The sequence below is a fragment of the Scatolibacter rhodanostii genome (assembly GCF_900197595.1).
GTDB lineage: Bacteria > Bacillota > Clostridia > Oscillospirales > Acutalibacteraceae > Scatolibacter > Scatolibacter rhodanostii.
In genome coordinates this window covers 123,773-136,474 of sequence record NZ_FZLO01000001.1, presented here as the reverse complement: position 1 = coordinate 136,474, position 12,702 = coordinate 123,773, and the positions used below count along the sequence as shown (strand labels likewise).

Annotated in this window: 12 protein-coding genes; 4 read left to right on the top strand and 8 right to left on the bottom strand. The window is 40.9% G+C overall.

All coding sequences use genetic code 11. The annotated features are described in order from the left end of the window. The first annotated feature begins 141 nt into the window (after positions 1 to 141). Positions 142 to 726, top strand: coding sequence for an LOG family protein (locus CS931_RS00665; protein WP_099203836.1), 585 nt, complete (start codon positions 142 to 144; stop codon positions 724 to 726). 143 nt (positions 727 to 869) lie between these two features. On the opposite strand, the gene CS931_RS00660 is transcribed toward CS931_RS00665, so the two are convergent. Beyond that, positions 870 to 1,265 (bottom strand): MerR family transcriptional regulator, encoded by a 396-nt coding sequence (locus tag CS931_RS00660; protein WP_099203835.1) that lies wholly within the window; start codon positions 1,263 to 1,265, stop codon positions 870 to 872. Positions 1,266 to 1,577: 312 nt separating this feature from the next. Here CS931_RS00660 and CS931_RS00655 point away from each other — a divergent pair, with 312 nt between their 5' ends. The 3 genes from CS931_RS00655 to CS931_RS00645 all read left to right on the top strand — a co-directional run bounded on the left by CS931_RS00655 (position 1,578) and on the right by CS931_RS00645 (position 4,933). Beyond that, a complete protein-coding gene (locus CS931_RS00655) occupies positions 1,578 to 2,747 on the top strand; it encodes an iron-containing alcohol dehydrogenase (RefSeq protein ID WP_099203834.1) in 1,170 nt (389 codons plus the stop codon). Positions 2,748 to 2,850: 103 nt separating this feature from the next. Next, positions 2,851 to 3,813, top strand: a complete 963-nt coding sequence (locus tag CS931_RS00650) for an aldo/keto reductase (RefSeq protein ID WP_099203833.1) — start codon at positions 2,851 to 2,853, stop codon at positions 3,811 to 3,813. Between the two features lie 100 nt (positions 3,814 to 3,913). After that, positions 3,914 to 4,933, top strand: a complete 1,020-nt coding sequence (locus CS931_RS00645; RefSeq protein WP_099203832.1) for an alpha/beta hydrolase — start codon at positions 3,914 to 3,916, stop codon at positions 4,931 to 4,933. A gap of 65 nt (positions 4,934 to 4,998) precedes the next feature. Here CS931_RS00645 and CS931_RS00640 read toward each other — a convergent pair whose 3' ends face one another. The 7 genes from CS931_RS00640 to CS931_RS00610 form a co-directional block, all read right to left on the bottom strand. Continuing rightward, the gene (locus tag CS931_RS00640; protein WP_099203831.1) at positions 4,999 to 6,243 is read right to left on the bottom strand and encodes a nitrogenase component 1; all 1,245 of its coding nucleotides are present in this window, start codon (positions 6,241 to 6,243) and stop codon (positions 4,999 to 5,001) included. Next, positions 6,224 to 7,519: a nitrogenase component 1 gene (locus CS931_RS00635; protein WP_099203830.1), complete on the bottom strand. Its 1,296-nt coding sequence runs from the start codon at positions 7,517 to 7,519 to the stop codon at positions 6,224 to 6,226. The genes CS931_RS00640 and CS931_RS00635 overlap by 20 nt, the downstream gene beginning before the upstream one ends. After that, positions 7,516 to 8,271, bottom strand: coding sequence for a nucleotide-binding protein (locus CS931_RS00630; RefSeq protein ID WP_099203829.1), 756 nt, complete (start codon positions 8,269 to 8,271; stop codon positions 7,516 to 7,518). Before CS931_RS00630 ends, CS931_RS00635 begins: the two co-directional genes overlap by 4 nt. A 137-nt stretch (positions 8,272 to 8,408) precedes the next feature. Beyond that, positions 8,409 to 9,446 (bottom strand): FecCD family ABC transporter permease, encoded by a 1,038-nt coding sequence (locus CS931_RS00625; RefSeq protein WP_099203828.1) that lies wholly within the window; start codon positions 9,444 to 9,446, stop codon positions 8,409 to 8,411. Continuing rightward, complete coding sequence (locus tag CS931_RS00620) at positions 9,443 to 10,471, bottom strand: FecCD family ABC transporter permease (RefSeq protein ID WP_099203827.1); 1,029 nt, start codon at positions 10,469 to 10,471, stop codon at positions 9,443 to 9,445. Before CS931_RS00620 ends, CS931_RS00625 begins: the two co-directional genes overlap by 4 nt. A gap of 103 nt (positions 10,472 to 10,574) precedes the next feature. Next, complete coding sequence (locus CS931_RS00615) at positions 10,575 to 11,588, bottom strand: ABC transporter substrate-binding protein (RefSeq protein WP_099203826.1); 1,014 nt, start codon at positions 11,586 to 11,588, stop codon at positions 10,575 to 10,577. A 107-nt stretch (positions 11,589 to 11,695) separates the two neighbouring features. Then, positions 11,696 to 12,508 carry a helix-turn-helix domain-containing protein gene (locus CS931_RS00610; protein WP_242964865.1) on the bottom strand — a complete coding sequence of 271 codons (813 nt, stop codon included), beginning with the start codon at positions 12,506 to 12,508 and terminating at the stop codon, positions 11,696 to 11,698. Positions 12,509 to 12,702 lie beyond the last annotated feature (194 nt).

The window sequence follows — 12,702 nt, the reverse complement described above, 5'->3', positions numbered from 1 at the left end:
CTCCTATATCAATATGCTATTTTACTTATATGTTTTATTTTATTATAATAGTAAGGAACTAATCTCGTCAACAGAAGTTTCAATACATTTTTTTTGAAATAACCTCTATCTATCCATTTTTTACTATTAAGGAGAAAAATAATGAATCGTATATGTGTCTATTCAGGATCAAACTTTGGTAATAATCCAGAATATAAAAAAACCGCCTTGCAACTTGGTGAAATATTAGCACAAAACGAAATTGAGCTTGTTTATGGCGGGTCTAAAGTGGGTTTAATGGGAGAATTATCTAACCAAGTGCTTAAACATAATGGAAAAGCCATTGGTGTAATGCCCAAAGGACTTTTCCCAAAAAACATTGTAAATGAAAACCTCACGCAGTTTATTGAAGTAGCAGACATGCACGAAAGAAAGAAAAAGATGGCCGATTTGTCAGATGGCTTCATCGCATTGCCCGGAGGCGTAGGAACCTATGAGGAGTTATTAGAAACGCTGAGTTGGTCGCAATTAAAAATCCATAGCAAACCAATTGGTATTTTAAACATTGCTCATTTTTTTGACCCTCTCCTTGACATGATACAAAAGGCAATTCAAGAAGGTTTTATGAATGAATCTAATGCTAAGCTACTTTTGGTTGACAGCAGCCCTTCTGCTTTATTAAAGCAAATGGAAGCATATTCTCCCCCTCATCTTGAATTTAAATGGAAAGAATTACAGGAGCACTAATTGTTTCTGCCAACTTGTTTCGACGATATCTTTTTTAGCGATCTCGCAGCTAAATTGTTATTTAATTCTCTGTATTACATTTATATCCTCCAAAATAAAAAGTTGAGTTTCCGTCAAGATTAATGACTAGAAACTCAGCTTTTTTATTCTTTTACTGTTATACGGTTTTTTAGTTCATTTTCAATGGGAGCTATCGTCTGCTCATATCGTTCAATTTTCATGTTTAGGCGCTCAAGCGTTTTCTGCATTTCTTCTATTCTTACTATCAACGCATTACGTTGCTCAATTAAGAGAACTTTACGTGTGCCAAACGTTTCTTCTCCCTGCTGAAATAAATGTACATATTCAATCAGTATTTCTACGGGGAGCCCCGCTAAGCGCATGCATTTAATAAACTCAATCCACTGGCAATCGTCCTCCTGATAGTTTCGTATGCCTCCCGATGTACGTCCTACCCTTGGGATAAGTCCAATTCGTTCATAATAGCGCAGTGTGTCAGGGGTCAAGTTAAATTTTGTTGCCACTTCAGTTATTGTCATTCTTTATTACCTCCTACTGCTTTGTATAATCCACTTTCTTTGTTTTATCATACACGCTGGAGTTGGCTCTAAGTCAAGTGTATTTTTACTAATTGAAAAAATTTAATCAATTTTTTTCAATTTCGTCTTGACTTGGAGTTAACTCTATCTGTTATATTGATTATATCAAATTTAAAAGCCAGTTGAAAAGTGAAAAATATAGAAAATGAACAAAAAATTGAGAGGAGATGAAACAAAGATTTTTAGTGACTTCTGTTTTATTGAGCAATACGAATCTTATAGTAATCTATTATGAAAAAAGGAGAAAACCAAATGTATAATTTTGTTTTTCAAAACACTACCAAGATATATTTTGGTGAAAATCAGTTAAATCACTTAGGAGAAGAGCTAAAACAATATGGTTCGCGTGTGCTATTAACCTATGGCGGCGGTTCTATCAAAAAAATTGGACTTTATGACAAAATAGTAGAACAATTAAAAGCAGCTGGGCTAACAATTTTTGAATTATCCGGCATTGAACCCAACCCACGTCATACCACTGTTAACAAAGGTGCCGAAATTTGTAAAAAAGAAAAGATTGATGTACTGCTTGCCGTAGGTGGCGGTTCAACGATTGATTGTACAAAAGCCATTGCGGCGGCGGCATTTTATGACGGTGACAGTTGGGATTTGGTAACCTATAAAGCTCCGGTAACCCATGCACTTCCTCTGCTCTCCGTGTTAACGTTATCTGCCACTGGCTCAGAAATGGATGCTGGCGGTGTTATCAGCAATATGGACACCAATGAAAAGTATGGTTTGATGCATCCACTGCTTCAACCAAAAGTATCTTTTCTTGATCCTACTGTTACTTATTCGGTCAATGCCTTTCAAACAGCTAGCGGCAGTGCCGATATTTTGTCTCATATATTTGATCTTTTCTATTTCACCGCTTCACCAAAAATGGATATGATTGATCGTATCATGGAAGACGTAATCAAAACTGTCGTTCACTATGCTCCCATTGCGATAAAAGAACCCGAAAACTATGAGGCACGCGCCAACCTTATGTGGGCTTCTTCTTGGGCACTAAATGATTTTTTAAGTACCGGTAGTTTTCAAGCTGCCACGTGCCATGCTATGGAGCATGAGCTGTCTGCTTTCTATGACATCACTCATGGACTTGGACTTGCAATTCTCACACCTCGCTGGATGGAATATATCTTAGATGAATCGACTGCTCCCCAATTTAAAAAATTTGGAGTCAACATATTTGATGTCGATTCTTCGCTTTCAAACATAGACGGAGCCAAACAAGCTATCTCTTGCCTCAGTAATTTCTTCTTCAAAACGCTGGGTTTAAGTAGCACCCTCACTGAAATTGGTATTGATGATACAAATTTTAAGGTCATGGCCGAAAAAGCTTGCGGTGGTGGCTCACTAGAGGGCTTTACAACACTAACGCCGAAAGATGTCGAAAATATCTTTCATATGTGCCTGTAAAGACACGTTTTAAATTTATCCTTCTCTCATTTCTTGCTAAATCATAATCAAAATTACACTATAATCTTAACCATGAATAAATTTATACTTAAGGAGTAATAAAATGGAATATTCAAAACTTGGCAATACTAATATCGAGGTTTCTTGCCTCTGCGTTGGATGTATGAGCTTTGGTGACCCCGCCAGCAATATGCACGCATGGACATTAGACCAATATCAAAGCGAGTCTCTTGTTGAGCGTGCTCTTGATTTAGGGATTAACTTTTTTGACACAGCAAATATCTATTCAGCCGGCACCAGCGAAGAATATCTTGGCCGTGCTCTTCGCAATCATGTATCCCGTGATAAAGTTGTTATTGCCACCAAGGTACATTTTAATGAAGGCAAGCTTTCTAAGAAAGCCATTCTGCATGAAATTGATGGTTCATTGCAGCGGTTAGGCACAGATTATGTTGATCTTTATATCATTCACCGCTTTGACTATGATACTCCCATCGAAGAAACAATGGAGGCTTTAGACAGTCTTGTAAAAGCAGGAAAAGTTCGAGCTCTAGGGGCTTCAGCCATGTATGGATACCAATTCCACAATATGCAAATTGCCGCAGAGAAAAACGGATGGACACCTTTTGTCTCCATGCAGAATCATTATAATTTGCTTTACCGAGAAGATGAACGAGAAATGATTCCCCTCTGTAAACAGCAAAATGTTTCTCTAACCCCCTATAGTCCTCTTGCCGCAGGCAGACTTGCCCGCCTTGAATGGACAGCAGATACAAAGCGCAGTCAAACTGACAAAACAGCTATCAGTAAGTATGACAGCACCCAAGAACTTGATTACGGTATAGTCCTCCGTGTAAAGGAACTTGCAGAGAAATACAACGCCAGTATGACACAAATTTCTCTTGCTTGGCAGTTTGCAAAGGGTGTGACCTCCCCCATTATCGGTGCAACCAAAGCTAACTATTTTGATGATGCTGCCGGCGCTTTTGATGTAAAGCTGACAGAGGCAGATATTTCTTATCTTGAAGAACTATATGCTCCTCATAAAATTGTTGGTGCTCTTTAGTCATTTGAAAATAATTGATTAGCGCATGCGAAAAACAACGAAATTCTGCCAATTAAATAGAAAAACAGCGTTACAATTGTATCTATAAGGAGGGATTGCAATGATAATCATCTTGGCTCATTTAGGTATATTGGTTTTGTTATCCGTTGTTCTCTGGCAATCTAGAAAAAATTACAATCAGAAAAGAACCGCCAATTTAGTGCTTATGTTTTGTCTATCTGCAGGCATAGCGGGTATATTTACAGGGTGCTCTCATGAGGAAAACCTTTTACCAAGTAAAACTGAATCTGTATCAAAAATAAATCCAGTATCTGCTGAAAATTCACAGTCAGATGTCGCTCAGCCTGATACAAAAGATGTTCTGTTAGAAATAGGCGAAACTGAACAAAAAGGTGATTGGTCGCAAACATTTGTATACCCTAGCAATATTGATGATACCTTTGTCATTGACATCTGTCTGCCCGACACCTATGACAAAAACACAACCTACCCTATCGTCTATCTGACAGATTGTTATTGGCGCCGAGAAGACTATGCTGCCATAAAAAGTCTTTATCAATCCAATGAAACCAAAGAATTTATCTTAGTCGGCATTGGCTATCCCGATGATTATAATTTTGATTTGATTCGAGAGCGTGATTTAATCAATGAACCCCATCGTTTTCTTGAGATGATTATAAATGGTGTGATTCCTTACGTAGAAGGTACCTATAAGATTGATGAACAGGACAGAACCTTTTGCGGTGCTTCTTACGGTGGATTTTTCATGCTTTACAGTCTATTTCAAAGCGATGAGTTGACCAAAGATGTATTCAAAAATTATATCCTTGCAAGTCCAACGCTTTTAATTCGCACAGGTGGACTTTCAATACCTGACTATGAAGAAGCATATTGGCAGAAAACAGATACGCTAAAAGCAAACGTTTACTTGACCGTTGGGGAATATGAAGGCAATGCAGAATTTCAAACCCCAATCCAAAATTTCCTGACAACCGTTCAAAACAGAAATTATAAAGACCTACATTTAACCGATAAAATCTATGAAGGCAAAGATCATTATTCCGTATGGGTTCCCTCTTTGCTCGATGGTCTTAACATGTATCTCGCAAAAGAATCATAACACTAAAACGACCTTGCAGGGGCTGAAACCTGCAAGGTCGTTTTGGATATAGGTGATTCTCTATTCTATTTTTTATTGCTTTCTTCTTGCTCGAGTGCTGTGTTTAGCCATAAATCTACTAAATGCACTGCTCCTCTAAACCCCACAAAAGGCGCTCCGTACGGATTTACCCTCCAACGGGAATCCGGATTGGCAATTTGCAAATCTTTGCTCTTGTGAGCCCAAGCAAGAACTTCGCCGCTTGCCATTAAAAGTCCATCCTTCTCTTTGACCGTTTCGCTCCACTCTTTTTCAGAGTAATACGGAATTTCTTCACTGCTCATCGTGCTACAATCGCACCAAAAATCACCGGCCGGTAGATGAAATTCTCCACAACCAAAAGCGCGGATACCACTGACAACATCAGCGTGACCGCCTGCCGACAAAGCAATCTCATCACTGTGTGAATGAATCATATGGCGAAACATCATAAGAGTAGGGTCAATCTGTCTTGTTGCTTCAGCAATTTCTGTTTTTATAAATGCTTGGGACGGAACTACATTTAATATTTCGCCAATTGCCTCTAAAAATTTGGTTGTGCCCTCTACCCCATAAGGTCTGCCCACATAGTAAGGTGTAGCAAAATCTTTTTGCAATCGTTTGGCCGCCTTTTCTCCCTCTCGGCGAATGACCAAATTAATATGCGCACCACTCATATCTTCAATTTGCCCAACAGTGGTATTCGAAGTGAGCGTACAGAGAACTTCCATATCAAAAGCACCTTTCATCAGGCGTACAATTTCTGCAGAATCCTCCTGAAAACGGAATAAATCTGCACATGAGCCGATGATATTAAAGGTTGGCTTCTCCGTTTTTTCTCGCTTTTGGGGGAGTTTTTGAACCAGTAAGTGCAATGCTTCTTGCACACCCCTGTTGCCTTCTATATCAAATCCACCATAACCAAATGGCAGAATCGGTATAGTCGGATAACTGTCTTGCATTTCATAGGCAATGGCTTGCAAATCGGTTCCGATAATGGTTGGAACTGAGGACGGCAGTAAGAAAATGGCACGCGGGTTTTCTTTTTGTACCACTTCTGCAACGACGCGTTCTAATCTTGCTGTACTGCCCAGTGAAATATCAGTTTCATCAATATGGGTTGAATAAAGCTGGCAACCATCTGTCACACCGGCCTGTGTTAAAAATACTCTGCCGTACATCATATGGCCCATACAGCCATACTCCACCAAAACTGCATCTTTTATGGAGGCAAGCGTATATAAAGTTCCCATCCTACCAGACATCGGTGGTTTAAAGCGATACATTCCCATTTTGTGCTTCCTTTCTATCCAAACTTTTCAGCCGTGCCTGTAGAATTCTTGTCAGCAAGTCTGCACTTCTCTCATACCCAAGCTGTCCATATAATTCATACAAATGTGAGAGCTCTGCTACTTCTCCGCTGCTGTCTTTCATTTCTCCAAAACATAAATCAGGCGAAAGTTTTTCAATCAGTTTGGTATCTTCTTTATCGTTCACCATATGACACAACAGGGGGTTCATATTCTTTTCAATCAGCTTTTTTGCCCATCTCCTATCATCGGGATAAAATTCTTCTATATGTAAAAGACAAGCTGTCATACCAAATTGTTCTAAATAGAAAGCAAGTGGCAATGGCGGTAAAAAGCTGCGCGGTGTGTTGGTATAAACCACCTGATTCAAAATTTGCTTCGCTTGTGCTTCACCTTGTTGGAGTTTTTCTCTCTCCACAGCAAAAGCATCTCCCCAATCAATGTCTAGATATTCTGCAAGCTGCTGCAGTATGTGGTCTATATCGCTCACGGAGTAGCAATCATGTAGGCTAAAAAGAGGAATATCAAGTTCTTTTTTCATGCGTTCTGCCAGCGGATTCATATAAGGAGACACTACTAAATTAACGGTAGCATCTGAAGCCGCAAGAAAATCTTCCATACTTGATTTCGGCCCTAGCATACGTAAAGTAAATCCTTGTTTTATAAGCTGCACCAGTATACTTGGCATTGGAATATGTTTTTCTTCAGGACTGCGCCCTAAAACATTAATGGTTTTGGGTGATTGATGCGTGGGTGTCATCAACGCCCCTAACGCTTCTAATGTTTTCCAGAACCCTGACGGGTGACTATTGCATTTAAAGTGCCCCATGGTAACAAAGCAAAGCTTAGCTTTGACTTCAGGTTGAATTTCATAGACAATCCCTTCAATATCTTCTCCAATCACCTCAGGCACACAAGTCAAAATTAACATGATAGCCTTGGCGCCTTCTTCATCCATTTGTCGTATTGTTTCTATTACTCCTTGTCGGCAGCCAAAAACAACTTCGTTTGAATCTAATATATATGTCCAGTGCAAGCCACTGTCTTTATAGGCCGATTTTTCTACCACTCGACGGCTGTAAATACCGCATTCAGCTGTTCCCACGACCAACGTAGACATACCTTTTATATTTGAACTTAGTGATAAAGAAGTGTGCATAGGACAATGATTGCCCGGAAAAGCGGCTGGTGTCAGAAACTTAACTCCTGCGTTACTTTTTACGACAGAAAGTTTTTTGAGATGAGCAACTTCTTTCATGTTTCCTCCTGCGTGTCTAGTAGCATATCAGCAAGCTGATGATAATACTGTGCCATATCTGATTCTGGAAAAGCCTCTACTACTGTTTTTCCTAAAGCTTCGGCAGCTTGCACATCAGGGTGCCTCGGTAAACGATATAAAACCGACACATTCATTTCTTCTGCCGCTTTGTCAACTAACTCATTTTCATCAGCAATATTTTTGCTGTTTAAAATCAAACCTTTTACAGAGGCATATCCACGCTTACCAAAGCTTTCAACCGCATGAACGATGTTAGAAGCAGCATAGAGCGACATCATTTCCCCCGAGGTCACAATGCAAACTTCATCAGCATATCCCCCACGAATCGGCATGGCAAATCCACCGCAGACAACATCGCCCAACACATCATAAAGTACCACATCAGGCTGATATATCTCATAAGCCTCCAGCTCTTCGAGCTTTTCAAATGCCGTAATAATACCACGCCCAGCGCAGCCAACACCAGGAACCGGTCCTCCCGATTCTACACACAGCACACCGGTGGTACTTTTGACGACCAAATCTTCTAATGAAGCATCACCGTTTTCACGCAGTGTATCTAAAACGGTTCGGATGTTCTTTCCGCCCGTCAAGTTTCGGGTAGAATCTGCTTTAGGGTCACAGCCTATTTGAAGAACCGTGAGCTCTTTTGCAGCCATTGCTGCCGCCACATTAGAAACTGTGGTGGATTTCCCAATACCACCTTTCCCGTAGATCGCAATTTTTTTCATATTCAATTCTCCTTGCTTTTCATTTTCTATGTAAAATCATTCTGTATCAATTATACAGCTTGCCTCTTGGCTTAGTTTTTTATATTTAATTTGCTTGCCCGCAAAAAATAATTGCTATCGGCTATTTTAGCGCCATTTCATCTGCTCTTGGCAAGCAGATAAAGAAAATAAGGTGCTCCGATAACTGCAATCATAATACCTGTCGGTAATTCTGCCGGCTGTAAAATGATTCTGCCCAATGTATCAGCGGCAGAGACCAAGACAGCACCCGTCATTGCAGAAGCTGGCAGTAAAATAGAGTGCCTTGGCCCAACCAAGCGTTTGGAGAGATGGGGTGCAATCAGCCCCACAAATCCAATGCCACCGCTGACAGACACACATGAAGCTGCCAAAGCGACTGAAAGCATTAACAAAATCCCTCTTTCTCTTTCAACTGAAACACCTAGACCTTTGGCAACATCCTCTCCCAAATTAAGGACGTCTAGCACCTTCCCTTTATAAAAAACGATTGGCAGCAAAATTATCATCCATGGTAAAAGTGAGAGTACAAAATTCCAATTGCTGCCCCAAATGCTACCTGCTTGCCAATTGGCAACAAAATCAAACTGCTTTTCATCTAGGCGAATTACCAATACCGTGGTGAGCGCTGAAATACCTGCCTGCACAGCAACACCTGTTAAAATTAATCGCAGCGGAGCGATTCCCTGACCTCTTTTATAGGCTAGCATATAAATGACAAATGCTGCGCCGGCCGCCCCTAACAGTGCCAAAAAAGGCAGTGAAAACACACTTGTCCCAACAGAACCGCCTGACGAGATGACAAATAGAATGACAGCCAAACCAGCCCCCGCATTAATTCCCAGTAAACCCGGCTCGGCAAGCTGATTGCCAGAAACACTTTGAATTACGCAGCCTGCTACAGCAAGCCCTGCTCCTACAAGCATAGAAATTACTATTCTGGGCAGGCGAAATTTGAATAAAACCAAGTTTTCTTTTTCTGTTCCACCGCCAAACAGGGTACGAAGTGTGTCACTGGGAGAAAGCTGGGAATATCCGGTATTCATACTGATGATGAAGGATACACAAAGCAGTACGGCACAAATGACCAATACCATTCTTTTTTTGAATTCCATCTGCTTTTTTTCTTTCTCAATTTTTTGAAGTATTTCTTTCATATTGCCCTCCTCTGTCTGCGGGCAAGAATGAGAAAGAATGGCACACCCACCAAGGCAATGAGCGCGCCAAGCGGCGTTTCAAAAGGTGGATTCAGCATGCGTGTTCCCAAATCTGCCAATACCAATAACAAAGCACCGAGTACAGCAGAGCAGGGAATAATCAAGCGGTAATCTACCCCTACCAAAAAACGAGTGAGGTGAGGAATCAAAAGTCCCACAAAGCCAACTGCGCCCACAACCGACACTGCTGTTCCGGCCAAAACCAGTACCACGAGTGAACACAGCAGTTGAATGATTGCCGTATTCAATCCCAATCCCTTTGCAACATCCTCCCCCAAACTCATCAAAGAAATAGAGCGTGAAAGGACAATGGCTCCCATAAGAGCTGATACAATCCACGGTATCATGATTCTGACTTGCTGCCAGTCCACTCCGGCTACTCCGCCCACTGTCCAAAACATAATATTTTGTGCTACACCAAAATAGAGCGCAATTCCTTGGCTGAGTGCAGTGAGCAGTGCACTCACAGCGGCACCTGCCAGTACCAATTTCATTGGTTTAGCTTCCCTAGCCGAAAAAGAGGAGATACCGTTGACCAAAACAGTGCCTAAAGCAGCCCCTAAAAATGATGCCACTATTACTTGGTGGTATCCTACCCCCGGAAAAAAAGCAAAGCATATGGAAAGCGCAAACCCAGCTCCCGAATTCAGTCCTAATAGTCCTGAATCTGCCATAGGGTTACGAGTGGTTCCCTGCATAACAGCACCGGCAACGGCCAACGCTGAACCTACCATAGCGCTAGCAATAACACGAGGCATACGCACATCTTTTATAATCAAATGATGGGTATTGCCTGAATCAAAATTAAATAGAGCATCCCAGACAGTTTGCAAAGAAATCGGTGCCGACCCTTTCGTTACAGAAAAAGTCATGAGTAATACAAGTGCAATCAAGCCGCCTACTATAACGCACCAAGCTGCCCATGCACGTCCTTTTTGAAGTTTTCCTTTTCCCTGTTCTTCCATTCCAACTGCAACCTTTCTAAACCGAAATTTATATAGGCAAAATCAAACAGGTGCAGCGGTTACCACTTCTGCACCTGCTTGATTTTATATGGCTTTCACCAGTTTATTTCGTGTATATCTCCACAATTTTATCAGCACCCAAGTTCATGGAAAGCGGACCATAACTATTCATGTTTTCATCAAAATAGTAAACTTGTCCGTTTTTCACAGCATCCAGCGCCTGCCAAACTGAGTTTGATTCCATGCTGTCTACAAAAGCTTTAGCAACTTCATAATTGTGCTGGAAGACAATATAATCAGGATTCATTTCTGCAACAGTTTCGAGTGACAAACTATCAGCTTTGTCTGTAAAGCCCTCCGGCTTTGTAATTCCAAAAGCCGTATAGAATTGTGACATTCCCTGGGCAATAAAGCTCTTTCCGTCTGTGCGGAACAATGCAAAAGTCTTGTCTGCATAAGGAGCTAAGGTTGTTTTGGTCTCTTCTATCTTCTTTTCGGTATCGGCAATAAGAGTTTCTGCTTTTTCCTCAAGACCCAGAACCTGTGCGCAGACTCTTAGTTGGTCTTGCCATGTGTCTGTATAGCTAATTTGAATCACGGGTGCAATCTCTGCCAATTGTTCATATTGGTCAAAACCTGCTGGATTATAGAACGTGACAATGACATCTGGCTGGGATTCTAAAACAGCTTCTACACTTAGATTTTTGGAATTACCCAGCATAGCAATTTCGGTGTCCTTTAAATAAGGTGACAAAAGCTCGGATTGCTCAAGAGCCTCAACGTCGCCCTGTGCGTTGCCAAGCGCTGCTGCGGTTGGGGGTGCTCCTAATGCAAGAAGATGTTCTAAATAAACAATATGTACCAAGCTTACTCTTTCAGGCTTTTTCTCTAAGACCACTTCATTGCCAGCGGCATCCAAAATAGTGCGAGGCCATACGCTTTCTTCCTCCGTTGAAACTGATTCTACTGAAGAAGTTTTAGATTCTTCTGATGCTACTGATTCCTGTTGTGAGACCGTAGAAGATAAGCTGCTAGAAGCCTCTCCCGCATTTGTGCAAGCTGACAGTGCACCTGTCAGCATAATCATTGAAAGAACTGTTGCTATCCATTTTTTCATAATTTACCTCCCAAGGTATTAGATTAGTTTTAGCTAACCACAAACTGGGAGTTAGTATACCATAAGTTTCTTTTCCAGTGAATAGAATAAATCGGAAAAGATATGGATTATTCCTGAATTCTTCGCATTTCACTAGGTGAAACCCCAAATTTTTGACGGAACACACGACTAAAATAAAGCGCATCTACATACCCAACCGCAGCCGCAACCTCTCTAACAGGCATTTCAGTTGTTTTCAACAACTGTTTGGCTCGGTCAAGGCGATAACCCGAGAGATATTGCCCCACACTCATACCCACCTGCTTTTGAAATACATAATAAAGCTGATTTTCACTTATGCCGTACTGCCTAGCAAGCTCTTTAACGGAAATTTCATTTGCATGATTTGATTGAATGTGCTCACTTATTCTTTCGAATAGACCTTTACCGCTGCTTTCATTTTGACTTTTCGCACAACGAAAAGCTTCTTCTAAAATGCAGTGAAAAAGGGTCTCTTGCTGAAAAGCAGAAACTACCCCCGGCTTTGCTGAAACCTGTATTAATCGGTGCAATAGTTCTGAAAGCTGAACACTTTGCCCTATTTTTAACTCAGTATGTAGATGAGAGAGCGAAATGTCGCTGTTTTCTTGCCCAAAAACACGATATAATACACAAACATATTCCCACTCTTTACCGTCCAAAACCTGCTTGTCCAGCTGCATATCAGCTCCCCCCATAATCACACTACCCGGTTTGGCTACATATGGTGTGGCATTAAAATGATAGCGAGCCTTGCCTCTAACGGGAAAAATAAATCCCGGAAAAGGCGCTGTGTTTTCTCTTCCAGACATTTCAGGTTTTATGGTATAGTGATATACTCCCTCTAGTTTAAAAGGAATTTCTGCAAAATGCTTTATTAATCGATCAAGTGCAATCTCCATTTGATATCCTTCCTCTATATAAAAGCCGCCGCTAGTTAGCATTAACTAATCTCGTAGTAAATCTTCGTCGTTATCGTTTTCATTATATCATAAACTCTGTTAAAACTCAAAGTCATTCTCTAATCAATCCAATATGGAATATGCTTCCATATTGCAGAATAAATCAGCGAATAAAATAAAAAAGAAGTAAGACA

Excerpts from the sequence above, each read along its gene's own strand:
- CS931_RS00665 (WP_099203836.1), top strand. The coding sequence starts at position 142 with ATGAATCGTATATGTGTCTATTCAGGATCAAACTTTGGTAATAATCCA.
- CS931_RS00660 (WP_099203835.1), bottom strand. The coding sequence starts at position 1,265 with ATGACAATAACTGAAGTGGCAACAAAATTTAACTTGACCCCTGACACA.
- CS931_RS00655 (WP_099203834.1), top strand. The coding sequence starts at position 1,578 with ATGTATAATTTTGTTTTTCAAAACACTACCAAGATATATTTTGGTGAA.
- CS931_RS00650 (WP_099203833.1), top strand. The coding sequence starts at position 2,851 with ATGGAATATTCAAAACTTGGCAATACTAATATCGAGGTTTCTTGCCTC.
- CS931_RS00645 (WP_099203832.1), top strand. The coding sequence starts at position 3,914 with ATGATAATCATCTTGGCTCATTTAGGTATATTGGTTTTGTTATCCGTT.
- CS931_RS00640 (WP_099203831.1), bottom strand. The coding sequence starts at position 6,243 with ATGGGAATGTATCGCTTTAAACCACCGATGTCTGGTAGGATGGGAACT.
- CS931_RS00635 (WP_099203830.1), bottom strand. The coding sequence starts at position 7,519 with ATGAAAGAAGTTGCTCATCTCAAAAAACTTTCTGTCGTAAAAAGTAAC.
- CS931_RS00630 (WP_099203829.1), bottom strand. The coding sequence starts at position 8,271 with ATGAAAAAAATTGCGATCTACGGGAAAGGTGGTATTGGGAAATCCACC.
- CS931_RS00625 (WP_099203828.1), bottom strand. The coding sequence starts at position 9,446 with ATGAAAGAAATACTTCAAAAAATTGAGAAAGAAAAAAAGCAGATGGAA.
- CS931_RS00620 (WP_099203827.1), bottom strand. The coding sequence starts at position 10,471 with ATGGAAGAACAGGGAAAAGGAAAACTTCAAAAAGGACGTGCATGGGCA.
- CS931_RS00615 (WP_099203826.1), bottom strand. The coding sequence starts at position 11,588 with ATGAAAAAATGGATAGCAACAGTTCTTTCAATGATTATGCTGACAGGT.
- CS931_RS00610 (WP_242964865.1), bottom strand. The coding sequence starts at position 12,508 with ATGGAGATTGCACTTGATCGATTAATAAAGCATTTTGCAGAAATTCCT.